Annotated in this window: 19 protein-coding genes; 7 read left to right on the top strand and 12 right to left on the bottom strand. The window is 68.4% G+C overall.

Annotation, left to right across the window (positions count from 1 at the left end):
- The first annotated feature begins 68 nt into the window (after positions 1–68).
- Positions 69–281 carry a helix-turn-helix domain-containing protein gene (locus ACTWJ5_RS09065; RefSeq protein WP_058490704.1) on the top strand — a complete coding sequence of 71 codons (213 nt, stop codon included), beginning with the start codon at positions 69–71 and terminating at the stop codon, positions 279–281.
- Positions 282–411: 130 nt separating this feature from the next.
- Here the strand turns inward: ACTWJ5_RS09065 and ACTWJ5_RS09060 are convergent, their stop codons facing one another.
- Positions 412–945 carry a hypothetical protein gene (locus ACTWJ5_RS09060; RefSeq protein WP_444438227.1) on the bottom strand — a complete coding sequence of 178 codons (534 nt, stop codon included), beginning with the start codon at positions 943–945 and terminating at the stop codon, positions 412–414.
- Between the two features lie 203 nt (positions 946–1,148).
- Here ACTWJ5_RS09060 and ACTWJ5_RS09055 point away from each other — a divergent pair, with 203 nt between their 5' ends.
- Complete coding sequence (locus tag ACTWJ5_RS09055) at positions 1,149–1,373, top strand: hypothetical protein (protein ID WP_074980016.1); 225 nt, start codon at positions 1,149–1,151, stop codon at positions 1,371–1,373.
- A gap of 6 nt (positions 1,374–1,379) precedes the next feature.
- Here the strand turns inward: ACTWJ5_RS09055 and pgaD are convergent, their stop codons facing one another.
- The 11 genes from pgaD to ACTWJ5_RS09000 all read right to left on the bottom strand — a co-directional run bounded on the left by pgaD (position 1,380) and on the right by ACTWJ5_RS09000 (position 20,007).
- Entirely contained in the window at positions 1,380–1,823 is a 444-nt protein-coding gene (pgaD, locus tag ACTWJ5_RS09050; RefSeq protein WP_074980018.1) for a poly-beta-1,6-N-acetyl-D-glucosamine biosynthesis protein PgaD, read from the bottom strand.
- Positions 1,823–3,148 (bottom strand): poly-beta-1,6-N-acetyl-D-glucosamine synthase, encoded by a 1,326-nt coding sequence (gene pgaC / locus ACTWJ5_RS09045; protein ID WP_074980021.1) that lies wholly within the window; start codon positions 3,146–3,148, stop codon positions 1,823–1,825. Before pgaC ends, pgaD begins: the two co-directional genes overlap by 1 nt.
- Positions 3,145–5,148: a poly-beta-1,6-N-acetyl-D-glucosamine N-deacetylase PgaB gene (pgaB, locus tag ACTWJ5_RS09040; protein ID WP_074980024.1), complete on the bottom strand. Its 2,004-nt coding sequence runs from the start codon at positions 5,146–5,148 to the stop codon at positions 3,145–3,147. The genes pgaC and pgaB overlap by 4 nt, the downstream gene beginning before the upstream one ends.
- Positions 5,149–5,157: 9 nt before the next feature.
- Entirely contained in the window at positions 5,158–7,542 is a 2,385-nt protein-coding gene (gene pgaA / locus ACTWJ5_RS09035) for a poly-beta-1,6 N-acetyl-D-glucosamine export porin PgaA (protein WP_444438224.1), read from the bottom strand.
- A 1,128-nt stretch (positions 7,543–8,670) separates the two neighbouring features.
- The gene (locus tag ACTWJ5_RS09030; protein WP_301500359.1) at positions 8,671–13,536 is read right to left on the bottom strand and encodes an NAD-glutamate dehydrogenase; all 4,866 of its coding nucleotides are present in this window, start codon (positions 13,534–13,536) and stop codon (positions 8,671–8,673) included.
- Between the two features lie 289 nt (positions 13,537–13,825).
- Positions 13,826–14,677 carry an urea carboxylase-associated family protein gene (locus ACTWJ5_RS09025; protein ID WP_043267378.1) on the bottom strand — a complete coding sequence of 284 codons (852 nt, stop codon included), beginning with the start codon at positions 14,675–14,677 and terminating at the stop codon, positions 13,826–13,828.
- 17 nt (positions 14,678–14,694) lie between these two features.
- Positions 14,695–15,360 carry a GntR family transcriptional regulator gene (locus ACTWJ5_RS09020; RefSeq protein WP_444438222.1) on the bottom strand — a complete coding sequence of 222 codons (666 nt, stop codon included), beginning with the start codon at positions 15,358–15,360 and terminating at the stop codon, positions 14,695–14,697.
- 12 nt (positions 15,361–15,372) lie between these two features.
- Positions 15,373–16,881: an amino acid ABC transporter permease/ATP-binding protein gene (locus ACTWJ5_RS09015; protein ID WP_009621253.1), complete on the bottom strand. Its 1,509-nt coding sequence runs from the start codon at positions 16,879–16,881 to the stop codon at positions 15,373–15,375.
- A gap of 34 nt (positions 16,882–16,915) precedes the next feature.
- Complete coding sequence (locus ACTWJ5_RS09010) at positions 16,916–17,758, bottom strand: ABC transporter substrate-binding protein (protein WP_444438220.1); 843 nt, start codon at positions 17,756–17,758, stop codon at positions 16,916–16,918.
- Positions 17,759–18,180: 422 nt separating this feature from the next.
- On the bottom strand, positions 18,181–18,978 hold the full coding sequence (locus ACTWJ5_RS09005; protein WP_249919226.1) for a putative hydro-lyase: 798 nt from the start codon (positions 18,976–18,978) through the stop codon (positions 18,181–18,183).
- Positions 18,979–19,077: 99 nt separating this feature from the next.
- The gene (locus ACTWJ5_RS09000) at positions 19,078–20,007 is read right to left on the bottom strand and encodes a LysR family transcriptional regulator (protein WP_064582475.1); all 930 of its coding nucleotides are present in this window, start codon (positions 20,005–20,007) and stop codon (positions 19,078–19,080) included.
- Positions 20,008–20,222: 215 nt separating this feature from the next.
- Between ACTWJ5_RS09000 and ACTWJ5_RS08995 the strand changes: the two genes are divergently transcribed.
- From ACTWJ5_RS08995 to ACTWJ5_RS08975, 5 genes are read left to right on the top strand one after another with little or no spacing between them, the layout of a single operon-like run.
- Complete coding sequence (locus tag ACTWJ5_RS08995; RefSeq protein WP_256514714.1) at positions 20,223–21,503, top strand: MFS transporter; 1,281 nt, start codon at positions 20,223–20,225, stop codon at positions 21,501–21,503.
- A gap of 25 nt (positions 21,504–21,528) precedes the next feature.
- A complete protein-coding gene (locus tag ACTWJ5_RS08990; RefSeq protein ID WP_301500357.1) occupies positions 21,529–22,281 on the top strand; it encodes a 5-oxoprolinase subunit PxpA in 753 nt (250 codons plus the stop codon).
- Positions 22,278–22,991, top strand: a complete 714-nt coding sequence (gene pxpB / locus ACTWJ5_RS08985; protein WP_444438216.1) for a 5-oxoprolinase subunit PxpB — start codon at positions 22,278–22,280, stop codon at positions 22,989–22,991. The genes ACTWJ5_RS08990 and pxpB overlap by 4 nt, the downstream gene beginning before the upstream one ends.
- Positions 22,988–23,914: a biotin-dependent carboxyltransferase family protein gene (locus tag ACTWJ5_RS08980; protein WP_444438214.1), complete on the top strand. Its 927-nt coding sequence runs from the start codon at positions 22,988–22,990 to the stop codon at positions 23,912–23,914. The genes pxpB and ACTWJ5_RS08980 overlap by 4 nt, the downstream gene beginning before the upstream one ends.
- Before the next feature lie 54 nt (positions 23,915–23,968).
- Complete coding sequence (locus ACTWJ5_RS08975) at positions 23,969–24,847, top strand: DUF1353 domain-containing protein (protein WP_444438213.1); 879 nt, start codon at positions 23,969–23,971, stop codon at positions 24,845–24,847.
- The last annotated feature ends 512 nt before the right edge of the window (positions 24,848–25,359 follow it).

Genomic DNA, 25,359 nt, shown 5'->3' with positions numbered 1-25,359 from the left:
TGTATTGTCTCGAGAGAGTCATTTAGTCTCCCTCCCCTAATAGCGCAGGCCATGGTGCAGGACACCACATGAAAGTGGAAGAACCCTTCTCCCCCGCTCCCGAGGACGAAACCTATTACTTGAGCCTCGAGCGTTTCGCCGAATTGCTCGGGATGTCCGATCAGCCGGAGGTTCTGGAGGAATGGATCGCCAACGGCAAGCTGCCGACGCGGGTAATTGCAGGACATCGCCTGGTTGACCTCAGAGCATTCCTACGCTCAGACGGGAAACCAAAGCCCTGAACACGCCGGAACTCCCACACTTATAAGCAGCCCACCGGGAGCAGGTGCGCGGTCATCCGCCGTGCCTGGAGAATAGCCAGGGCGTTTTTCCCTGGCAGGGGCCGCCGGAAGGACGGCGGCCGAGGGGGCATCACTCTTCCCGGCTGGCCTCGACCAGGCTCTCGTAGGCCGGCGCCGCCGGAATGCCGATTTCCAGGCACAGGGCCATGACCTTTTCCAGGTCGCAGCGGTACACCAGCACCGCCTGCAGCTCGTCGTCCAGCGGTTCGCTGAAGTCCAGCAGCACGTAGCCGCCCTTTTTCGGATAGAGCGCGCTCAACTGCACCTGGATGCGCTTCAGCGCGGCGAGCGGCTCGGCCTTGTGCAGCTGCTTGGCCTGCAGGACGAAGTTCACGCTGGCGTCGAACGAGGCGCGGATGCCTTCGAACAGTTCCTTGTAGTCATCGCCCTGGAACAGCACGATGTCCGGCAGGCTGCCGACCACCACCCACTCGCCCAGCGGGATGGGGAAGCTGTCGTCGTAGTTGATGTCCGGGTTGGCGGCGAGGAAGGCCTCGGGGTCGGCGTAGGCCGCGGCGGCATCCTCGGCGATCTGGCGGATTTCCTCCGCGCCCATGCAGCCGGAGCTGATCAGGGTGAGGAGTTCGACGAGCTGTTCTTTCATGGCGCGGTCCCGGGAAGTGGCGAAGGCCGCGAAGGATAGCCGGATTCGGCCCGGCTTGCTGGGCCGCCGGAACCTATTGGCGCTCCCGGGTGTCGGAAGTCGGCTCGGACGATAGCGACTATCGACCGGGATGATTTCCCAGGCCGGCGGGCCATCGCTAGCCTTAGTCCATTCCCACTTTCCATGCCCCGGGTGAACCCGCCATGTTCCGATCCCTTTCCAGCCTGGTGCTGGCCGTCCCCGTGCTGGTGGGCTGCGCCGCGCAACCGGCCGCCACCGAGCCCCAGCGGGCGTACAGCGACGCCGAGGTCAAGGCCTTCGCCCTGAAGATCCTCAGCGCCAGCAACATGGACAGCGACCTCTACGCGCGCTACCGCCGCGCCCTGACCGAACCGCACCACGAGCGCAACGACGACACCGGCAGCTGAGGCCGCTCAGGGCGCCTCGACTTCCATCTCCGCCGGGTTCTCCACCCACACCAGGTTGCCATGCTCGTCGTTGTGCAGGGTCACCACCTGGGCCCCGTGCAGGCGGGCCAGGGTATCGCCACTGATGTTGAAGCTGCGCGACAGCGCCTGCCGGGACAGGTCGGGCATGCGTGAGCGGCGCTCGTAGCGCGCCGCGCGAATCTGGTTGTAGCGGGCCCAGGACACCAGCAGCGCGGCGATCAAGGCGCTGCACAGCACATAGACCATCAGCGTATCGAGCGTCTGCAGGAACTGCCCGCCCCAGTCCAGGCGCGGCCCTCGCCAGCCGCTGGCGAGCAGGCTGGCGATGCCGCGCTCCATCAGCCAGACGAAGACCGCCCAGGCGCACAGGGTCAGCAGAACATCCAGGCTCCGGGGCAGCCAGTGCTGCGGTGTCTTGATCAGGTTCATCACGAACTCCTCTTGATGCCACGGTCGGGGCTGGTCCAGCGCGCCCGGGTCTGGCGCGCCTTGAGCATCACCTTGGGGAAACTCACCAGGGTGGTCAGCAAGGTGACCAGCCAGAAGGCGAAGGGGTACCAGATCACCCAGAACAGCGAACTCGCCAGGTGACGCTCGTAGCGCCGCTCGATCAGCAGGCTCAGGGCGAACTGCAGCAGGCACACGCAGGCCAGCAGCAGCCCGGTGAAGGCCGGCGGCACTATGTCGGCGACGCGCAGGCTGGGCGGCATCTCGACCACCAGGCCGAGCGCCCAGAGCAGGATCGACAGCAGGAAGGTGAAGGCCCAGGCCGCCGACAGGCTGAACTCGATGAGCAGCGGCCACATGTAGCGGTAGCGCCAGGTCCAGATGCTGCGGATGTTCTTCAGCAGCACCTCGGCCCCGCCCTGCGCCCAGCGCAGGCGCTGCTTCCACAGGCCGCGGAGGGTCTCGGGCATGAGGATCCAGCACAGCGCGCGCGGCTCGTAGAAGATCGACCAGTGATCCAGCTGCAGCTTCCAGCTGATGTCGATGTCCTCGGTGATCATGTCCGTGCTCCAGTAGTCGACCCGCGCCAGGGCCGTGCGGCGGAACGCGGCGACCACGCCGGAGACGGTGAAGACCCGCCCGTAGACGCGCTGGGTGCGCTTGATCAGGCCGATGATCGAGGAGAACTCGCCGACCTGGACGCGGCCGATCAGCGTCGAGCGCGTGCGGATGCGCGGGTTGCCGGTCACCGCGCCGACCCGCGGGTTGTCGATCAGCGGGGCCACCAGGTAGGCCGCGGCGTTGGGGTCGAGCAGCGCGTCGCCGTCGATGCACACCAAATACTCGCTGCGCGCGGCCAGCGCGCCCATGCGCAGGGCCACGGCCTTGCCCTGGTTCTGCGCCAGGTGCAGCACGCGCAGCCGCGGCTCGCCTTCGGCCAGGGCATCGAGCACCTGCGCGGTGTTGTCGGAGGAACCGTCATTGATGGCGATGACTTCGATGTTCGGATAGTGCTGCGCGAGGGCCGCGCCTATGGTGTCGGCGGCGTTGTCGCCCTCGTTGAAGCAGGGGATCAGGATCGACACCAGCGGCTCGCCCTCCAGTTGCGGGACGTCCTCCGGCCAGGCCCAGTGGCGTTCCCAGTGCGCCCAGAAGTAGATGCCGCCGGCCATCCACAGGGCCGACATGAACAGTGGATAGAAGAACACGAAGTTCAGCAGTATCTCGCCGGTGAGGACGATGGCTACGCCGATCGGGCCGCCGAGCAACAGCAGCAGGACCAGCAAGGCAACGATGCGATCGATCATGGCTCGGGGTACCAGGCGTTGGAGATGGCCGGACGCAGCGCCTTGAGTTCGGGCTGGTCGTTGACGAAATCGTCCGGGTAGTAACCGAAGCTGCGCACGCCCTCCCACTGCAGGCGGTGCATCCAGCGCCGCAACTGCGCGGCGTCGATGGGCGCCTCGCGCCCCTCGCGCCAGTCGCGCGCCTGCAGTTCGAAGACGCTGCGCTGCAGCGCGCCGGGGCGCTTGGCCACTTCGCGCACCAGGCGCTGCAGCCAGGCCTCGGACTGCTCCAGGGGCACGCCCTCCATCAGCGGCATGGCCATGGGCGCGGTCCAGTCGTAGGCGGCCAGGAAGTCGTCCAGGTTCTGCGCGAACCAGGCTTCGCTCTGCGGTTCGAGGATCGGCAGCGCATAGATGTTGCGCGCCGTCTGCACCTGCGGGCCGCGGATGGCGCGCACGCGCTCGGCAAGCTGGCGGGTGAAGTCGATGAGGTAGCGGCTCTTGAAGCGCGTCCAGCGCTGCAGCGTCTGCGCATCGCCGCGCAGGCTGGCGATGTCGCCCGGCAGGCCGGCTGCGCGGTAGGCCGCCAGCGCCTGGGGCCCGGCATCCTCGAAGTCGGAGAACAGCGCGTCGTCGTGGAACAGCAGGCCGGCGAAGGCGGCGTGCCCGGCCAGGTCCTCGTAGATCTCGCTGATCTGCCGGCGTACTTCGGGGTCGAACGGCGACAGCCGCCGGTACTGCTGCGGGTCGATCTCCAGGCGCCCGCTGTGCGGGTCCCAGCGCTGCACCCGCGGCAGCTGCGGCGACAGGTCGAAGGCCAGCACCGGCATCCAGGCGAACACTTCCACGCCGGCGCGGGTGCGCAGCTGCCAGGCGGCGCGGTTGAACAGGTCGGCGCGCATCGGCAGGTGCCGGTTGGGGAAGTACAGCGCTTTCACCGTGCCATCGCCCACCGGGTCGGCATAGGCCTGGAGGAACACGGTGTTGATGCGCAGGTCGGCGATGCGCTGCACCAGTTGCCCGAGGTTGGCCTCCATCTGCTGCGGGTCGGGATCGTAGACGTAGTCCAGGTCGACGTGGGCGACGCGCAGGTTATCCTGCGCCTGGACGCGGCTGATGGCCGAGGTGAAGTGATGCAGGTTGGGGTCGCCGTTGAGCAGGAAGCGCGGCAGGTTGTCCAGGTGGTCGATGCTGCCCAGGCCGTCCTCGAGGGTCAGGGCCAGGGCGTAGCCGTCGTCGCCGACCACCTGCAAGGCGGTGCCGCTGGCCGCGCCGTAGGGCCACACCCACACCCGCGGCGCCTTGCCGGTGATGCCCTGCAGGGTGCGGCTGATGCGCTTGACGTCGATGCCCACGCGGTTGCGGTATTCGGCCTCGGTTTCGTAGCGCCCGGCATTGGCCAGGTACAGGCGGTTGGCCGCTGCCGGCAGCTGACTGCCCTGCGGGTTGCCGGGGCCGCCGAAGTGCAGGGCCTCGGTGTGCGCGCCTATTTCCACCAGGCCGGACCGGGCGATTTCCGCGAGCTGCTGGCGGGTGAGGAAGCGCCGGCGCTCCACCGCCAGGCCGCCGAAGTCCACGCGCTGCTGGTCTGGGGTATCCAGCCAGACGCCCACCGGCGCCATGATCGCCGGCCAGTCGTAGGCCTTCAGGATCGGCAGCACGCGCTGGTAGAAGCTGCTGTAGCCGTCGTCGAAGCTCAGCAGCAGCGGTTTCTCCGGCAGGCTGCCGCGGCCGGCGCGGGCGGCCAGCAGCTGGTCCACGGAAATCGCCTGGAAGCCCTGCTCGTGCAGCCAGGCCAGTTGGTCCACCAGGTTGGCGGTGCGCACGGTCATGAAGGCCTGGTTGGCGTCGCTGTCGGCGATCTCGTGGTAGGCCAGGGTCAGGATGCGCCCAGACGGCCAGGGCTTCTCGTTGGCGGCGAGGGTGCGTTGCGCCGGCTCGACGAAGGGGGGCGCCTCGCTGGCGCAAGCCCCGATCAGCAGCGCCAGCCCCAACAGCAGGAAACGGTAGGTGGCTCTCATGTTCGGGTCCTAGAAGCGGTAGCTGAGGTCGAAGACCAGGCGGTAGTCCAGTTCGCGGTCGCCGTCGTAGGGGCGGCTGACAGCGGACAGGTTGAAGCCTGCGTCGAAGCGGTCGTCCAGGCTCAGGCGCTGGCCGTAGCCGAGCAGGCCGACGGCGCCGGTGCCGTGGTGCTGCTGGCTGTAGCTGCCGGCGCCGAGCTGGCCCTGCTGGGTCCAGCGCGTCTGGTAGCGGCGGTAGAGGGTGTGCTCCAGGTTCAGGCTGGGTAGCAGCAGCAAGTCCGACTTCGGGTTGAAATAGGGGACGTCCTCCGACTTGCTGTTGCGGCTGCCGGAAACCTCCAGGCCCAGGTCCGCCACCAGGTAGGGCGAGCTGTAGACACGCTGGCTGCCGGTGAGGGCGAGTTCGTGGCGCATGTTGCCGTCGCTGAAGTGCGAGGGTGAATAGGCCAGGCGCCATTCGCGCTGCTCGTTCTGGCGCCAGCGCAGGTAGCCGTCCAGGCGGTCGGAGCGGATGCCGCTGTTGAGCGCCCGCAGCGGTGTCTCGCGGGACAGGCGCGCGGCGCTCCAGCCGTACTGCCATTGGTCATCGATGTCGTGGACGCCGGACAGCCGCAGGCCCAGCTTGTCGCCGTCGCCGTAATTGTTGTGCGACACCTCCGCCTCCAGCGTGGTGTTGCGCCCGGTCCATTCGGTGCCGACGCGCTGCCAGCGATAGTGCCCGGTGCCTTCCTCGAAATCGCCGGTGGCGTAGCCGGCGCCGCCGAACAGCCGCCAGTGGTCGGCGATGGGCGGGCTGTAGAGCACGCTGTCGAAGCCCAGGTCGCGGCTGCCGTTGACCTCGCCGCCATTGGCATGGCCGCCGTAGGCGCTGATGCGCAGCTCGGCCATGTGATGCACCTGGCGCAGGTAGTCCAGGCGCTGGGCTTGCAACTGTTCGGGGAAGCGCTGGATGACGTCGTCGGCCAGCAGGTCCAGCTGCCGCCATTCCTGCAGCTCGCGCGCCACCATGCCCTGCTCGGTTTCCAGGGCCACGCCGCGCGGGTCGGTGCTTTCGGCGATCTTCAGCTGGTCTTCGGCGCGCCGCGGCCAGCCGCGGGACAGGTAGGTGCTGGCCAGGCCGGTGCGCAGCCGGGAGTTGTCCGGCGCGCCGTCCACCAGGCTTTCGTAGTCCTGCTGCGCCGCCGGCAGGTCGTTGCGGTACAGCCGGCCGTTGGCCTGCAGCAGGCGGGCCTCCAGCCAGTCGTCGTTGGGCAGGGCCACACCCATGCCCGGCGGATGCAGCCGCGTCGGTTGCTGCGCCACCAGGCCATCGCTCAGGGAGGGCACCTCGTCGAGTCGTTCGCTTTCCACCAGGGCGTAGAACAGCCCCTGGTGGTCGTCCATCCAGTCGCTGTCCTTGTCGTTCTCGCTGGCGATCACCTGGCGGTAGAGTTCCGCGGCCCGCTCCGGCTGGCGCTGGTACAGGCTGGCGCCGGCGACCCAGCGCAGGGCGTAGGGCGGCAGTTGCACGCCCTCGGCATGCAGCCGCTCGTATTCCTCGACCACCTCGGCCATGCGCGCCCGGGCATAGAGGCCGCCCAGGCGATCGATGCGCACCCGGCGCACCTCCTGTGCCGCGGCCGGGTCTCTGGCCCATTGCGCGAGGGACTGGTCGGCCAGGGCGATGGCCCGGTCAGCGACCACGAAGCGCTCGCTGTCGCGCAGGGGCGACACTTCCGCCAGGCGCACCAGCTCGGCGACGCGGTCGGCCTGCAGGCTGCGCTGCTGCGCCGCCGACAGCACGCCAGGGTGGCGCTCGCCGAAGGCCAGCGCCTGGCGCGGCAGGCCGGCCGCCTGCAGGGCATCGACGTACTCGCTGAGCACGCGGCTTTGCTGCGGGGCCAGTTGGCGAGCCTGGTCTACCTGGAACAGCGCCGCATAGGGCTCGCCCATCTGCTGGTGGACATAGGCCAGGGCCAGGCGCCGCTCGGCATCGCGCGGCGCGGCGGCGACCAGGGCCGCGGCCTTCTGCAGCGCCTCGGCGCCACGCCCGGCATCCACCAGCGTCATCGCCTGGCCTTGCAGCAGGACCTGGTCGCCGGGGTAGGCGGCCAGGCCGCGACGGTAGGCCTCCAATGCCTGGGGCCAGCGCTTGAGGTTGCGATAGGCCCGCGCCACCGAGGCCCAGGCGCCGCTGGACAACCGCGCCTGAGGATGGCGCTGGTAGGTCTGCAGCACCTCCTCGTCCAGTCCCGCCCAGCCGGCGATGATCAGGTGATCGTCCAGGCGCGCGGGGTCGTCGGGGCTCTGCCGCAGGCGCTGCAAGGCCGGCTGGTAATTGCCGGCGCGGGCCTCGCGCACGAGTTGGTCGTAATCCTCGGCGGCCTGGGCCCAGGCGCTGCCGAGCAGCAGCACGGCCAGGCACCCGCCAAGGGACAGCCCTCGCGGGAGCGGCCGTGAAGCAAGGAAGGACAAGGAAGTTTTGGGCACCACGAAGCAATCATCCCTAACTGCATGGAAGCCGCGCGAAAGCCGACACTCTGTCGATAACTGACGCAGCCGCCGCATGCCGGTTTATTGACATTCAGGCGAGAAGAAAAGCTTTCCGTCAGAATTTAGTCAACTGCCGTTCGTGAAAAAACGCTGACGTCCTACAGCGATCCACCCAGCCTATCCGGATAAAAGCCAGTAAATTGACGAACAAGGGCAAAACCTGGCAAAGCGATTTTTTGACGGAGGCAAGCTACGGCTTAGCCATACATGTCATTCGGGACCTTGAATATCGATAAATATCGACATTGATTCCTGTCTTCCGGAAAACTGTCGAAAGATGGCTAATAGCCATTGACCATAGCCGTTCCTTCCGAAAGAGCGGCCAGAAATGTAACCAAACATTTCGAAATAGAGTGAAACGCGAAAGGATCTCAAACGGATCCTTCGGGCGACATTTCCTCGTAGGAGCGAGCTTGCTCGCGAATGAGCCCCCCCCGCAGCGGAGTCTGTTCGCGAGCAAGCTCGCTCCTACGAGAAGCCGTGCCCAGGTCCTGCCCGTGATTCGCGCGCAGGGCGCGCTCCTACAGGTGGGATCGGAGGTGGGTGTGGGGTAGGAGATCCTATCCGCGAACCGCGCCGATATGTCTGGCTATCGCGGACAAGGTCCGCTGCTACGACGGTGGTTCTCCTTCTCCATAGGCCGCGCCGCGGGGCTCTTCGTAGGAGCGAGCTTGCTCGCGAATGAGCCCCGCAGCGGAATCTGTTCGCGAGCAAGCTCGCTCCTACGAGAAGCCGTGCCCGCCGGTATGGTAGGAGCGGACTCTGTCCGCGATTCGCGCGCAGGGCGCGCTCCTACATGGAAATGGTGTGGATGGGGCCGTCGTAGGATGGCGTTGAGCGAAGCGATACCCATCGCCATGGCCGCATGGGTTTCGCCAAGGCTCAACCCATCCTACGCAGAGCCGGCAAGGCAGTCCGCCCTGCGTCCGGGCAAAAAAAGCCCCGCACAAGGCGGGGCTCGGGAACAGCGACGGGCTCAGCCGGCGGGCGTCAGGCAGCGACGCTCGCGCCGTGCTGGCTGCTCTGCGCCAGGTCCAGCAGCTCTCGGTTGGCCACCGCGTACATGGCGTAGTCGGTGCTGGTGGAGGCACGCAGTTCCACCAGCATGGCGCGCCAGCGCTCGGCCATTTCGCGGTGCTGTTCTATCCACAGCGCCACGCGCTCGCCCATGTCCTGCGGGCCGTCCTGCATCTGCAGCACCGAGACGGTGATCGCCCGCTGCTGCCAGTCGAGGTCGTCGCGGAAGGCTTCGCGGGCCAGCGCCTGCCAGTTGTTCTCCACCGGCAGGTTGCTGATCTGCTGCAGGTACCAGGTCAGCTCCAGCTCGCTGCCGATGGCGAAGTAGGCGCGCGCCACGTCGGCCGGGTCGCGGCCGGTGACGTCCGCCGCCTCGATGATCGGCAACAGGGTGTAGAGGTGGCTGGTGCCGGCGACCATGCGCGCCAGCAGTTCCGGCACGCCGGCGTCGACGTAGGCCTGGTAGCGCGCCTGCCACAGCTCGCGGGTCGGGCCTTCGAGCAGTTCGTTGAGCTTCAGGCCCAGGGCCGCGATGCGCGGGCCGAAGTGGGCCACGTCGCGAGCGGCGTCCTGCTCGTTGCGGCGGCTGCGCAGGAACCAGCGGGTGGCGCGGCGGCCCAGGCGCATCAGTTCGTCCATCAGGGTCAGCTGGACTTCCGCCGGCACCTGGTAGTCGAGCTGCTCGATCTGGCGGAACCAGTGCGGCAGGTGGAACACGTCGCGGACGATCACGTAGGCGCCGGCGACGTTCGCCGGGGTCATGCCGGTGGATTCCTTCAGGCGCTGCACGAAGGTGATGCCCATGTGGTTGACCAGGTCGTTGGCGATCTGCGTGCTGACGATCTCGCGCTTCAGCCGGTGCCGGCGCATGGCCGTGCCGAACTTGGCCACCAGGGTCTGCGGGAAGGCCGTTTCCATGTCGCGGGTGAGGTAGTCGTCGTCCGGCACCAGCGACTTGAGCAGCGATTCCTTGAGGTCGATCTTGCTGTAGGAGATCAGCACCGACAGCTCGGCGCGGGTCAGCCCCTGGCCCGCGGCGATGCGTTCGGCCAGGGCCTCGTCGTTGGGCAGGAACTCCAGGGCGCGGTCGAGCTTGCCGCGAGCCTCCAGGTCGCTCATCAGCCGCTTGTACTCGGCGATGCGCTCGCGGGCGCGGCGTTCGGCCAGGCTCAGCGCCTGGGTCTGCTTGTAGTTGTTGCCCAGCACCAGGTCGCCGACCTGCTCGGTCATCTCGGCGAGCAGCACGTTGCGCTGCTTGCCGGTCATGTCGCCGGCGGCCACCACCTCGTTGAGCAGGATCTTGATGTTGACCTCGTGGTCGGAGCAGTCCACGCCACCGGCGTTGTCGATGAAGTCGGTGTTGCAGGCGCCGCCATTGAGGCCGAACTCGACGCGGCCGAGCTGGGTCACGCCCAGGTTGCCGCCCTCGCCCACCACCTTCACGCGCAGCTCGCGGCCGTCCACGCGCAGGGCGTCGTTGGCCTTGTCGCCGACGTCGGCGTGGCTTTCCTTGCTGGACTTGACGTAGGTGCCGATGCCGCCGTTCCACAGCAGGTCGACCGGCGCCTTGAGCAGGGCGTTGATCAGCTCGGTGGGGGTCAGGCGTTCGGCCTGGATGTCGAAGCGCGCGCGCACCTCGGGGCTCAGGGTGATGCTCTTGGCGCTGCGCGGGAACACGCCGCCGCCGGCGGAGATCAACGAGGCGTCGTAGTCCGACCAGGCCGAACGCGGCAGGTTGAACAGGCGCTGGCGCTCGGCGAAGCTCACCGCCGGGTCCGGGTTGGGGTCGAGGAAGATGTGCAGGTGGTTGAAGGCGGCCACCAGCTGCAGCTTGTCGGACATCAGCAGGCCGTTGCCGAACACGTCGCCGGCCATGTCGCCGATGCCGATGACGGTGACGCTGTCCTTCTGCACGTCGATGCCGCGCTCGCGGAAGTGCCGCTGCACCGAGACCCAGGCGCCGCGGGCGGTGATGCCCATGCCCTTGTGGTCGTAGCCGGCCGAGCCGCCGGAGGCGAAGGCGTCGCCCAGCCAGAAGCCGTACTCGGCGGCGATGCCGTTGGCGATGTCGGAGAAGGTCGCGGTGCCCTTGTCGGCGGCCACCACCAGGTAGGGGTCGTCCTCGTCATGGCGCACCACGTTGGCCGGCGGCACCACCTCGCCTTCCTTGAGGTTGTCGGTGATGTCCAGCAGGCCGGAGATGAAGATGCGGTAGCAGGCGATGGCCTCGGCCTGGATCTCGTCACGGCTGCCGCCCACCGGCAGGCGCCGCGGGATGAAGCCGCCCTTGGCGCCGACCGGGACGATCACCGCGTTCTTCACCTGCTGGGCCTTGACCAGGCCGAGCACTTCGGTGCGGTAGTCCTCCTCGCGGTCGGACCAGCGCAGGCCGCCGCGGGCGACCTTGCCACCGCGCAGGTGCACGCCTTCCACCCGCGGGCAGTAGACGAAGATTTCGTACTTGGGCACCGGCTTGGGCAGCTCGGGGATCGCCTTGGGGTTGAACTTGAAGCTGAAGTAGCTCTTGTTCTGGCCGGCGGCGTCGGGCTGGTAGAAGTTGGTGCGCAGGGTGGCCTTGATCAGGTCCAGGTAGCGCCGCAGGATGCGGTCCTCGTTGAGCACCTGGACGTCGTCCAGGGCGCTGAGGATCGCCTGTTCGAGCTTCTGCTGCTTGTCTTCCAGGTCCTCGGCGGTGAGCTTGCGGGCCAGGTAGAAGCGCGTCTTGAACAGCCGCACCAGTTCGCGGGCGATGTCCACGTGGGCGTTCAGCGCGCTGGCGATGTAGCCCAGGTCGAAGCCCAGGCGGATCTGCTTGAGGTAGCGGGCGTAGGCGCGCAGCAGGGCGACGTCGCGCCACGGCAGGCTGGCGGTCAGCACCAGGCGGTTGAAGGCGTCGTTCTCGGCGTCGCCGTTGACGATGTGGATGAAGGCGTCCTGGAGGATTTCGTTGAGCTGCTGGATGTCCACGTCCAGGCCTTCGGCGTAGGTGAAGGCGAAGTCGTGGATCCAGTACTCGCGGCCGTTGGCGTGGCGCAGGCGGTAGGGGAACTCGCCGAGCACGCGCAGGCCGAGGTTCTCCAGGATCGGCAGCACGTCGGACAGCGCCAGCGGCGCGTCGGCGTGGTACAGCTTGCAGTGCAGCTGCTGTTCGCTCTGCGCCAGCGGCTGGTAGAAGCTCATCACCAGCGGGCGGGCGTCGGACAGGCTGAGCAGGTGCTGCAGGTCGACCACCGCGAAGTGCGGGGCGAAGCGCTCGCGGTAGCCGGCCGGGAAGCCCTTGGGGAAGTCCTCGAGGATGTTGGTGCCCTGCCCTTCGCCGAAGTTCTCCACCACCAGCGCGGCGTAGTCGTCCTGCCAGGAACGGCAGGCCTGGATGGCCTCTTCCTCGAGCAGCTTGGTGTCGATGTCGATGCGCGTCTTCGGGTCCACCCGCAGGATGAACTGCACGCGGGCCAGGGTCGATTCGGAGAAGAAGGTCCAGAACTCGCAGTCGCTGGCCTTCAGGCGCTCGCGCAGGACCTGCTCGATCTTGATCCGCGTCTCGGTGGAATAGATGTCGCGCGGCACGTAGGCCAGGCAGTAGGCGAAGCGGCCGTACGGGTCCTTGCGCAGGAACAGGCGGATCTTGTTGCGTTCCTGGATCTGCACGATGGCCATGGCGGTGCTGTACAACTCGTCCACCGGCGTCTGGAACAGGTCGTCGCGCGGCAGCACTTCCAGCACCTGGGCCAGCTCCTTGCCCAGGTGGCCGTTGGCGTCGAAGCCGGAGCGGCGCTCGACCTCGGCGACCTTGCCGCGGATCGACGGGATGTGGCTGACGCTCTCGTTGTACACCGAGGAGGTGAACAGGCCCATGAAGCGGAATTCGCGCAGCACCTTGCCCTTGGCGTCGATCTCGCGGATGGACACGTAGTCCGGGTAGGCCGGGCGGTGCACGCGGCTGGGGTGCGAGGCCTTGGCGAAGGACAGCAGCAGCGGCTCGCGCAGGTAGGCCACCGCGTAGTCCTCGATGTGCAGGTCTTCCTTGCTCAGGCCGGTGCGCAGCAGCTTGGTCACGCCGAGGAAGGACTTCTCGTCGTAGTTCACCCGGCCGCCGTCGCCCTCGTCGACCACGGTGAATTCCTCGTAGCCGAGGAAGGTGAAGTGGTTGTCCAGCAGCCATTCGAGGAAGGCGCGGACCTCGGCGGTCTCCTCGGCGCGGGCCTTGGCCTTCGACTTGCCGAGCCAGGCCAGCAGTTCCTCGGCCTTGCCGCGCATGGCCGGGAAGTCGGCCACCGCCAGGCGCACCTCGCCCAGCACTTCCAGCAGGGTCTTCTCCAGGGTGCGCAGCTCGCCGACGTGGGAGGCGCGGTCGATCTCCAGGTACATCAGCGACTCATGGCGCACGTCCTTGCCCTGGCTGTTCTTCGGCAGCACTTCCAGCAGCTCGCCCTTGGCGTTGCGGCGCACGCTGACCACGGTGGTCTGCAGGGTGTGGATGCTGTAGCCGCGGCGGTTCAGCTCCATGCGCACCGAGTCGACCAGGAACGGCTGGTCCGGGTGCAGCACCTGCACGGCGGTGTGCGTGGACTGCCAGCCGTGCTTCTCGTAGTCGGGGTTGTACACGCGCACTTCCGGCTCGGCCGGGTCGAAGCGCTCCAGCAGGCGCCAGGAGGACAGGGTGCAGCCGACCAGGTCGGACAGGCGGCGCTGGGTCAATTCGTCGAGGGAGATGAGGCTGAAGAACTGTTCGGCGAACAGGGCTACTTGTGGCAGCACCTTTTCGCCGACGTGCTGCGCCAGGGCCGATTGCAGTTGCTGCTGGAAATCGGCTTTGCTGGCCGCGGTGAAGAACGCCATGGTCAATGCTCCGCTTGGCTTGTCATTGGGTGAAGCAAGGGCTTTCTCGAGCTGCGAATCGCCCCGGGAGTGGCGCCGAGCCACCGTCTTCCGATGAAGTTCAGCAGATGCTGGGCATTAATCCAGGCAGGGGAGGCATCCAGGATGGCGGCCGGACCGCCCGGTCACGATTCACTTGCGGAGCTTAACGAGACGGCGCGGCAATGGGATTACCAAGCCGCGACATATTCGTTCATGCAGGGGTAACGGGGTGTGCCGGCCGCCGGCCGGCACGCCCGTCGCGGCGGGCTCAGCGCTCCCAGTCGGGCTTCTGCAGGCGCAGGCCGTGGAGGCCGTCGTAGGCCGCGCGCTGCGGCGGCTGCCAGCCTTCGAGCAGGGCCGGCTCGACGCGGTAGATCTCCACGCCCAGCGGGCGGCAGACGCTCAACGGGTCCTGCGCCTCGGGGCCCCACATGGGCAGCGACAGGTCGCCGCCCGGGCAGGTGGACAGCGCGCAGAGCACGTCGATCTCGGCGAAGAACTCCAGGTAGTCGCCCTGCTTCGCCGGGCAGGCCTTCATGAAGTACATGTCGTCGTGGTTCAGGCCGGTGCACTGGAAGATGTTCAGCACGTCGTGCACGTCGAACTCGGTGAGGCCGTGGGGCAGCACCGCGCGGGTCAGGTTCGAGTGGCAATGGTGGTGGAAGTCCTCGCCGGTGAGCATCTTGTTGACGTAGGGGTCGCAGCGCGTGCCGAGCAGGTCGTGCACACGCCCGCCGTGCTCGTCGATGCCGTAGGCGGCCAGGCTGTCGTCGGTGATGGTCAGCAGCGGGCGGAGGAACGGCAGGTTCGACCACAGGCGGTCGTAGGTGCTGACGTGGGCGCCCTGCAGCTGGCGGGTGCGTGCGGCCCACATGCGCTCGCGCGGGTCGTTGGCGTTCCACACGTTGAAGTCGCCGACCTGCGGGCCCACCGGGGTGGTGACGCGGAACAGGTGCCCGGCCGGCACCTTCCAGGCGCGGCCGGTGCGGATCGGCACCTCGAACTGCTCGATCAGGCTGCGCGCGCCCTTGTCCTCGCGCAGGCGGTCGTAGAACGCCTTGTCCACCTGCAGGGCGGAACCCTTGTTGGCCTGGTAGGCGGCGGGATAGTCCTTGTACATGTTCGGTGTCTCCTGGTTCAGAGGGAGTGGGGCGTGCTGAGCAGGTCCAGCAGCGCGTTTTCGGAATCCTCGAGGTAGCTGGCCATGGCCTCCGCCGCCTCGTGCTTGCGACCGGCGCCGAGCAGGTCGTGGATGTGCCGGTCGCGGTCGATCCAGGGGCGCTGGAAGTTCTCCTCGTTGGGCGCGAGGGAGAACACCAGGCGCATCTGCGCCGCGACGTTGGCGAAGAACTCGTCGAACAGCGGGCTGCGCATCAGCCCGACGATGTGCTGGTGGAAGTGCAGGCTGTGGGTGCCGAAGCCCTGCCAGTCCTCGCGATCCTGGGCCAGCTCGGCGGCCTCTATGGCCTCCAGCATGCGGTCGGACTGGTACTCGCGCAGCGGCTTGCTGGCGAGGATCGCCTGCAGCTCCAGGGTGCGCCGCACCAGGAAGATGTCGCGCACCTCGGCCAGGCCCAGGCGGCGCACCATCACGCCCTTGTTGCGCACGTAGGTGGCCAGGCCCTCGCGGCCGAGCTGGTGCAGGGCCTCGCGGATGGTGTTGCGCGAGGCGTTGTAGCCCTTCACCAGCTCGCTCTCGACCAGCGCCATGCCCGGCAGCAGGCGCCCGCCGATGATGTCCTCGCGCAGTTCGTTGGCGACCTGGGCCGACAGCGACAGGCCGCCGGCATCTTTGTTTTTCATCTGCGGCCCTCCTCAGGCCAGTTGGACGTCCTTGAGGAACCGCCCCATGCGCTCGCTGCGCTGCTCCAGCAGCTCGCGCGGCGGCCCGGCCTGGACGATGCGCCCGGCCTCCATGAACACCACGCGGTCGGACAGACGGAAGGCGAAGTTCATTTCGTGGGTGACGATGACCATGGTCATGCCCTCCTTGGCCAGCTCCTCGATCACCGCCAGCACGTCGCCGACCAGCTCCGGGTCCAGCGCCGAGGTCGGCTCGTCGAACAGCATCACCGCCGGGCGCATGGCCAGCGCGCGGGCGATGGCCACGCGCTGCTGCTGGCCGCCGGAGAGCTGGTGCGGGTACTTGCCGGCGTGTTCGAGCATGCCCACCTTGTTCAGCAGCGCCAGACTCAGCTGGCGCAGCTCGGCGGCGTCGGCGTGACCATGGTGGTGCGGGGCGAGCATGACGTTCTCCAACACCGTCTTGTGCGGGAACAGGTTGAAGCCCTGGAACACCATGCCGACCTGGACGATGCCCTGCATGTGCACCTTGTTGCCCAGCGGCCCGCCCGGCTCGCGCGCGCCGCGCAGGAACGGCTTGCCGCAGAGAGTCACCTCGCCCTGGTCGAGCGCTTCCAGGCCGTTGAGGGTGCGGATCAGGGTGGTCTTGCCCGAACCCGAGGGGCCGATGATCGACACCACCTCGCCCCAGCGCACGTCGAGGTCGATGCCCTTGAGCACCTCCAACTGGCCGTAGTGCTTGCGCGCCCCACGCACCTGCAGGGCGAAGGCGCCCTGCCCGGCGCTGGCCTCGCTGCGCCGCGAAACCACCGCCGGCAGCTCGCCGACCGGCACCGGGCGCGGCTGCCGGCGGGTGACGTCGAGATGGTTCTCCAGGCGCCGCAGCAGGTAGCTGAACACGGTGACGATGAACACATAGTAGAAGGCCACCGCCAGCATGGTCTCCATCACCAGGAAGTTCTGCGTGTAGAGCTGCTGGCCGACCAACAGGATTTCGCTGAGGGAAATCACCGAGACCAGCGAGGTCAGCTTGACGATGGTGATGTACTCGTTGGCCAGGGTCGGCAACGCCACGCGCAGCGCCTGGGGAATCACGATCAGCCACTGCACGCCGCGGTAGCCGATGCCCAGCGCCTTGCCGGCCTCCAGCTGGCCCTTGGCGATCGCCAGCAGGCCGCCGCGATGGATTTCCGCGATATAGGCCGTCTCGCTCAGGACCATGGCGATCAGCCCAGCGCCGTAGGGGTTGGAGAGCAGCGCGCTGGTGCCGGGGAAGACCTGCGGCAGGTTGTAGACGAAGATCAGCAGCACCAGCAGCGGCAGGCTGCGGAAGAACCAGATATACAGCGCCGCCGCGTCGCGCAGGTAGCGCCGCGACGATTGCCGGGCCAGGGCCACCAGGAAGCCGAGGACGATGCCCAGCAGCCAGGTTTCCAGGCTCAGCTCCACCACGGTGCCCACCGCGCGCCAGAAATCGGCGTTCCACAGCAGGCCCAGGGCATAGTGCCAATCGAAATGCATGTTCTTGCTCCGTATTGCTCGGCCGGTCGTCGGTTCAGTTGCCCAGCGCCTGGGCGACGTCCGCCGCGCTCGGTTCGGCGAGGTTGTAGCGCGCCAGCAGGGCCTGGTATTCGCCGTCCTGCTTCATGGCCTCGAAGCCCTGGCGCAGGCCGTCGAGCAGTTCGCCGTTGCCCTTGCGCACGGCCAGGCCGATGACCACCGGGTAGATCAGCTCGCGGGAGGCGATCTGCAGGCGGCCCTGCAGCTTCTCGGCGGTGATCTTGGCCACCGCGGCGTTCTCGAACTGCACGTCCACCGCCTTGGCCAGCAGCGCCTGGGCGGCCTCGGGCGAGGTGGGGAACTCGCGCGACTGGATCGCCGGCTTGCCCTGGGCCTCGCAGTAGTCGCGCGACACCTCCAGCAACTTGGGAATCCACGAACCGCCCTTGATCGAGGCCACGCGCTTGCCGCACAGGTCCTCGGCGCGCTGCGGGCGGAAGTCGTCGTCGCTGCGCACCATCAGCGAGGCGCCGCTCTTCAGGTACGGCAGGAAGTCCACCTGGCGGGCGCGCTCGGGGGTGACGTAGAGCGCCGAGGCGACCACGTCGAAGCGCCGCGCGTTGACACCCATCACCAGGTTGGCGAAGCGGGTGTCGCGGAACTCCGGCTGCAGCTTCAACTGCTTGCCCAGCGCCCTCATGAACTCCGGGTCGAAGCCGGCGGGCTGGCTCTGCTCGAGGTAGGCGTAGGGTGGGTAGGTGAGGTCCGAGCCGATGCTCAAGCTGCCCTCCTCCAGGGTGCCGGTTACCGCCGCCATGGCCGGTGCGGCCAGCGCCAGTACGCCGGGCAACGCCAGTGCCGCCAGCCAGCCCGCCTTGCCTGCAAATCGCTGTTTCATGGTGAAGCCCTCGCATGGTGATTGTTCAACAATATTTCCGTTACGAGCAATCAAACTTGATGCCAATTAATAAGAAGGCCGACTGAAAATGGCGTTGGGAAGGAAAAAATCCGCTCTTTTGGGGGGAAGTGCCGGCCCCCACATGCCCCACTACGGGGCGGGCGTTACCAAATGGAGCAGCGTGCTAGCGAAAGGCTACCCAGCGCCCCGGCGGTAACAGCGACAAACCAGGCAACGAGCAGGCTGCACGGCCTAAGGTGGCCGGTAACACGCCGGGAAACGCTCCGTTATCCGTGCCGCCTGCGGGCTGAGCCAGGCGTAGATGGCCTGGCGCAGCGCCTGCGCGGTAGCGGGCATGCAAGGGTAGCGGGGGCGCCCAGGCAGCCGAGCTTCCCCCGCAACAGGCGCCCCGGGCGCGGGACTCAGAGCTGGCCGTAGAGCAGGTCGCTGACCAGCATGCAGCCCGGCGCATGGGTGATGAACAGCTCCGGCTCGGCCTCGGCCAGCACCGCCTGCGGGGTGACGCCGCAGGCCCAGAACACCGGCAGTTCGTCGGCGGCCAGGGCCACCGGCTCGCCGTAGTCCGGCGCCTGCAGGTCGGCGATGCCGATCAGCGCCGGGTCGCCGATGTGCACCGGGGCACCGTGGGTCAGCGGGAAACGCCCGGTGATCTGGCTGGCGCGCACCGCGTCGGCGGCCTTCAGCGGGCGCATCGACACCACCATGTGGCCGGCCAGGCGCCCGGAGGGGGTGTTGGCGATATGGGTGCGGTACATGGCCACGTTGCGCCCCTGCTCGATGTGGCGCAGGGCTATGCCTTCGTCCTGCAGCGCCTGCTCGAAGGAGAAGGAGCAGCCGATGGCGAAGGCGACGAAGTCGGCCTCCCACAGCTCGCCGATGTCGCTCGTTTCGCGGTGGGGCTGGCCGCGGCGGTACACGCGGTACAGCGGCACGTCGCTGCGCACGTCGATGTCGACGCCGAGCTTGTGGAAGCGCGGCGAGCCGGGCTCGGTGACGTCCAGCAGCGGGCAGGCGCGCGGGTTGAGCACGCAGAAGCGCAGGAATTCGTCGGCCCAGGAACGCTGCAGGATCACGATGTTGGCCTGCAGGTGGCGCTGGCCGAGGCCGCTGGTGTGCCCGGCGTAGTCGCCGCGGCGGATCAGCCGGCGCAGTTCGAGCGGGCTCAGGGAGGCGAGATCGTGGGGCTGGGCCGGGGTCATCGGCGGTCTCCTGATGGTGGACAAGGCCCCTGTTCTAGTCGGCCGGCGCCGACGCCGTCCAACAAATAGTTTCCGTCCCCGGGCATCGGAAAAATTGATTCAGCGGCCCGCCGGCAGCAGCACGATGCGCGACTCGCCGGCGCCGGCCGCATAGTCGGCGAGCACCGTCCGGCTCATTTCCACCACCTGCGCCACCAGCTCCAGGCCGCTGCCGCCGCGCCAGGAGGCCACCAATGGCAGCTCCGGCGGCGACGGCTCCACATCCAGCACCCGCAGTTCGCCGCGCTCCAGCTCCTGGACCACCAGCGCCGGCGGCAGCGCGCCTATGCCGAAGCCATCGCGTACCAGGCGCGTCATCGCCGCCACCGAGTTCACGCAATTCAGGCGCGGCAGGCTGACGTCGCGGGCCTGGAGCATGGTGAGCAGGTCCAGGTGCGGCCGCGAATGCTTGGAGAAGGTCAGCACGCGCTCGCGGAACAGGTCTTCCAGCCCCGTGTAGTCGCGGTCGTAGGGCGAGCCCCGGGGCACCACCCAGCGCAGCGGATAGCTGCCCAGCTCCAGGTTGAGCACCGATTCGTGGCGGATGGCGTCGGTCTGGAAGATCAGGTCCAGGTAGCCCTTGCGCAACTGCTCGGCGAGGTTGATCGCGGTGTCCGCCATCAGCTCGATCTCGAGGTCCGGGAAACGCTCCATGCCACGCGCCACCAGGGGGCTGAGCCAGGTGTGGATGACCGTGTCCATGGCGCCGATGCGGATACGCCCCTGGCCGACGCGGCCGGCATCTATGGCCTGGCGCAGCGACTGCGCGGTGTCGAGCATGCGCTCGGCGTACTCCAGCACCTGGTGGCCCTCGGGGGTCAGGGTCACGCCGCGGGAATCGCGAACGAACAGCTTCACGCCCAGATCGCCTTCGAGCACGGCGATACGGCTGGAAATGGCGGCCTGGGTGCTGAAGAGCTTCTCGGCGGTGAGGCGGAAGCTCTTCAGGCGGGCGACCCAGACGAAGGTCTCGAGGAATTTCAGGTTCATGGCCGGTACCGGGCGGGGACGCGCAAGCATAACCCCGCCCCGCCGGCGCCGCGAATGCCGCGCCAGGGGCGGGTATCGGAAATTCTTGTCACCGGCGACCGCATAAATTAGTTGGACGCATGCCCCCGCGCCTCGAAGAATCCGGGCCCAGGCGACGGCGAGATGTGGTACCGGCCGCTAGAACAATTCCAAGAACGCAAGAGCGGAGATCCCCCATGGAAAAGCAGGCGAGCCCGGCCGTCCCCCTCGACGTGGGCAGCGGGAGCTATTTCGGCTGGTACCGTGAACTGGACAAGCAGGAACGACGGACCTTCTGGAGCTGCAAGATCGGCTACGGCCTGGACGGCATGGATACCCAGATGCTCAGCTTCGTCATTCCCACGCTGATCGCCCTGTGGGGCATCAGCACCGGCGAGGCGGGCCTGATCCACACCCTCACCCTGCTGGCCTCCGCCGCCGGCGGCTGGGTTGCCGGCATCCTCTCCGACCGCATCGGCCGCGTCCTCACCCTGCAGTTGACGGTGCTGTGGTTCGCCTTCTTCACCTTCCTTTGCGGGCTGGCGCAGAACTACGAGCAGTTGCTGATCGCGCGCACCCTGATGGGCTTCGGCTTCGGCGGCGAGTGGACCGCCGGCGCGGTGCTGATCGGCGAGGTGATCCGCGCCCGCGACCGCGGCAAGGCGGTGGGCCTGGTGCAGTCCGGCTGGGCGCTGGGCTGGGGCCTCACCGCCCTGCTCTATGCCCTGCTGTTCAGCGTGCTGCCGCCCGAGTACGCCTGGCGCGCGCTGTTCCTCCTCGGCCTGCTGCCGGCGCTGTTCGTGCTGTTCGTCCGTCGCCTGGTCAAGGAGCCGGAGGTCTACCAGCGCGCCAAGGCCCTGGAAAGCAACGAAAAGACCAGCTTCCACGAAATCTTCGCCCCCGGCATGCTCAGCATCACCCTGCGCGCCTCTCTGCTCACCACCGGCGCCCTGGGCGGCTACTACGCCATCACCTCCTGGCTGCCGACCTACCTGAAGACCGAACGCCATCTCAGCGTGCTCGGCACCGGCGGCTACCTGGCCATGGTCATCCTCGGCTCCTACGTCGGCTACGTGATCAGCGCCTTCCTCACCGACCTGCTGGGGCGCAAGAAGAACTTCATCCTGTTCGCGGTCGGCTCGTTCATCGTGGTGCTGCTCTACACCCAGCTGCCGATCGCCAACGCGGCCATGCTCTGGCTGGGCTTCCCCCTGGGCTTCTTCGCCTCGGGCATCTTCAGCGGCATGGGCGCCTTCCTCACCGAACTCTTCCCCACCCGCATCCGCGGCTCGGGCCAGGGCTTCTGCTACAACGCCGGGCGCGCCATCGCCGCGCTCTTCCCCATGCTCATCGGCATGATCAGCCAGCACGTGCCGCTGGGCCTGGGCATCGGCGGCTTCGCCGCGGTGTCCTACGGCGTGGTCATCCTCGCCGCCCTGAGCCTGCCGGAAACCCGCGGCAAGCAGCTGGAACCCTGAACCGCAACGACCTTCGAGGACGACCATGCACCTCCCCCTGCTCAACTGCGACATCGGCGAAAGCTTCGGCGCCTGGAAAATGGGCCTGGACGCCGAGGTCATGCCGTACATCGACTGTGCCAACGTCGCCTGCGGCTACCACGCCGGCGACCCCGGCAGCATGCGCCGTACCGTGGCCCTGGCGCTGGCACACGACGTGCGCATCGGCGCCCACCCCGGCTACCCGGACCTGCTCGGCTTCGGCCGCCGCTCGCTGGAATGCAGCGCGCAGGAGATCGAGGACATGCTGCACTACCAGATCGGCGCCCTCGACGGCATCTGCCGCGCCCAGGGCGCGCGGGTGAGCTACGTCAAGCCGCATGGCGCGCTGTACAACGACATGATGCGCAAGCCCGAGCAACTGCGCGCGGTGATGCGCGCGGTCGCGGCCTACGACCGCGGGCTGCCGCTGATGCTGCTGTCCACCCGCGACAACCACGGTGCCCTGGCCATGGCCGCCGAGTTCGGCCTGCGCCTGTGGTTCGAGACCTTCGCCGACCGTGCCTACACCCCCGAAGGCCACCTGGTCTCGCGCCAGTTGCCCGGCGCGGTGCACCACGACAGCCGCCAGGTGATCGCCCAGGCGCTGACCCTGGCCCGCGGCGAGGCGCTCGGCGCCAGCGACGGCAGCGCGCTGCGCCTGCGCGCCGACAGCATCTGCGTGCACGGCGACAACCCCGGTTCGGTGGAGGCCGTGCGCCAGCTGCGCGTGGCCCTGGACGCCCTGGTGCCGGCATGAGAGCGCGCTTGGAAGTGGTCGCCCTGGACAGCTACATGTTGCGCCTGTTCGACGCCATCGACGAAGCCAACATGCCCTGGCTGCTGGCCGCCGCGCAGCGCCTGCGCGCGGTCTTCGGCGACGAGCTGCTGGAGCTGGTGCCTTCCTATACCACCCTGATGCTGCGCTTCGACCCGCTGCGGCTGGAGCCGTTGGCGATCCGCGAGCGCCTGTTCGCCGCCCTCGACGGCCTGCAGCCGCTGGCCGGCGAGAACAGCCGCGAGCAGGTCCTGCCGGTGTGGTACGACCCCAGCGTCGGCCCCGACCTGGCGCGCCTGGCGCGGCACAGCGGGCTGGGCGAGGCCGAGGTGATCCGCCGCCACAGCGGCCGCGCCTACCAGGTGTTCGCCCTCGGCTTCGCCCCGGGCTTCGCCTTCATGGGCCTGGTCGAACCGGCCCTGGCCACCCCACGCCTGGCCACCCCGCGGCAGCGCGTCGCCGCCGGCAGCGTCGGCATCGCCGAGCGCCAGACCGCCGCCTACCCGCTAGCCTCCCCTGGCGGCTGGAACCTGCTGGGACGTACCCCGGCGCGCCTGTTCGACCGCGGGCGCGACGGCTACAGCCTGCTGCAGCCCGGCGACCGGGTGCGCTTCGAAGCCATCGACCACGCCGAATTCATCCGCCTGGGCGGCGACGACACGCCCATGCCCGTCGAGGAGGGCCAGGCATGAAAATCCTCCACGTGGAAAAGAGCACCCCGCTGGCCCAGTTGCAGGACGGCGGCCGCTTCGGCGTGCGCCACCTGGGCGTGACCCAGGGCGGCGCCCTGGACTGGGAAGCCCAGGCCTGGGCCAACTGGCTGCTGGGCAACCGCCTGGACGCGGCGGTGCTGGAGATTCCCCTGGGCGGCGTGACCCTGCGCGCCCGTGCCGACGTACGCCTGGCCCTGGCCGGCGCGGACCTGGCGGCGGAGATCGACGGCCAGCCGCTGGCGCCCTGGCAGGCCTTCGAACTGCGCAGCGGCCAACGCCTGGCCTTCATCCAGCCACGCAGCGGCGTGCGCGCCTACCTGGCGGCGCCCGGCGGTTTCCTCGGCGAGGCGATGCTGGGCAGCTGCGCCACCGTCGTCCGCGAAGGGCTCGGCGGCCTCGACGGCCAGGGCAAGCCGCTGATGGCCGGCGACGAGCTGCGCGCCGCCGGCGGAACGCCCCCGCAGCGCCATATGCAGGCCCACCAGCAGCCGCGCTACGACGGCCCGGCGGAACTGGAACTGGTGCTCGGCGCCCAGGCCGGCGACTTCGCCGGGCAGAGCCTGTTCGACGCCTTCGACGCCACCTGGACCCTCGACCAGCGCGCCGACCGCATGGGCATGCGCCTGCTCGGCCCGGCGCTGCAGTACCTGGGCCGGCCGATGATCTCCGAGGGCATCCCCCTGGGCGCCGTGCAGGTGCCGCCGGACGGCCAGCCGATCGTGCTGCTCAACGACCGCCAGACCATCGGCGGCTACCCGCGCCTGGGCGCCCTCAGCCCCAGGGCCCTGGCGCGCCTGGCGCAATGCCTGCCGGGCGCCGAGCTGCGCCTGCGGCCCAGCGTGCAACCCGCGGCGCTGGCGGCGCACCGGCAGCTGCTGGCGCAATGGCTACAGGTCGACTGAAGCCAGCCAGCAACAGTGGCAAAATGGCATCTTCCAGACATCACGGAGGATGCCATGCAAGCCGTTCCCCCGTTGCAGCGCCCGCTGCTGCGCCACCTCGCCAACCTGCTGGTCACCCTGCTCGGCCTGCTCCTGCTGGGCCTGGCCTGGCTGCTGCAGCCGCTGTTGCTGCAGTACCTGCTGGCCGGCGCGCTGCCGGTGTACCTGGGCGTGCTGCTGCCGCAACTGGTCGGCCGCCGCGAGCGCCTGCGGCGCGTGCGTGCCGCGCGGGCAGCCTCGGTGGAGCGCTGGGGCTTCTGCAGCCGCGACAGGCCCGGCCCCTGGGTCAACTACATCGACTTCCCGCTGACGGTGTTCTGCGAAGAGGCCCGCGGCCGTTTCTTCTATAGCGAGTGGCTGGTGATCCACGACGGGCGCATCATCGTCAATCCTGGGCACAGCGAGGTCGACCTGGCCCGCGGCGAGGTGCGCTACCACTTCGACCGACCGCGCACCTACGCCTGGGATGGTTGCTCGCCGAAGGTGCCTTTCTACTGGCTGGCGATCTTCGGCACCCCGGACTGGTGGGAGCACCTGGAAGACGTGGCCTGCATCCGCGACGGCGAAATCCGCCGCAGGCAGGTGTTCTGGCCGGTGGCGCACCATGCCAGCCTGGTGCACGACGCGCTCTACCAGTTCCTCAACGTCTCGCCGCTGGACAAGGCCAGCGCCGACCGCCTGTTCCTGCGGATGCTGCGCAATGCCGGCATGCCCCGCCCGCTGGCCTGGGTCTATTACCTGGCGGTGGTGCTCGGCGGCGCGCCGAAGATGCGCCAGGTGCGCAACGGCAACAGCCCGCTGCGCTGCCTGACGCCGATCCCCGGCGCGGCCGCCGAGCCACTGGGGGAGGCCCGGTTCGGGGGGCCTGATGCGGTTCATTCGGGCAAGGGCTAAGCGTCCCTTTCCGGGGGCCCGTCACCCCAACCCTCTCCCGCAGCGGGAGAGGGGGCTGTTCGTGCCACCGGGGTGTCCGGCGTAGCCGGTGAATCCAATCGCGGACGGAGTCCGCTCCTACACCCGTGCTTTCTGGAACCGTAGGAGCGGACTCTGTCCGCGATTCGGCGGATAACGCCGGAGGCGTTATGCGCCCTACGGATTTCCAGAGAACTTCGGGTGCTGGGTTCAAGAGCGCCCTCTCCCCAACCCTCTCCCGCAAGCGGGAGAGGGGGCCGTTCGTGCCACCGGGGTGTCCGGCGTAGCCGGTGAATCCAATCGCGGACGGAGTCCGCTCCTACGCCCGTGCTTTCTGGAACCGTAGGAGCGGACTCTGTCCGCGATTCGGCGGATAACGCCGGAGGCGTTATCCGCCCTACGGATTTCCCGAGAGCTTTAGGTGCTGGGTTCGAGAGCACCCTCTCCCCAACCCTCTCCCTGAAGGGAGAGGGTTGGGGAGAGGGCGGAGTGGA

The sequence above is a fragment of the Pseudomonas sp. A6 genome (assembly GCF_052367875.1).
GTDB classification, from domain to species: Bacteria; Pseudomonadota; Gammaproteobacteria; order Pseudomonadales; family Pseudomonadaceae; genus Pseudomonas; species Pseudomonas citronellolis.
Note: the sequence above shows the minus strand (reverse complement) of the source record. Positions and strands in the feature narration are given on the sequence as shown.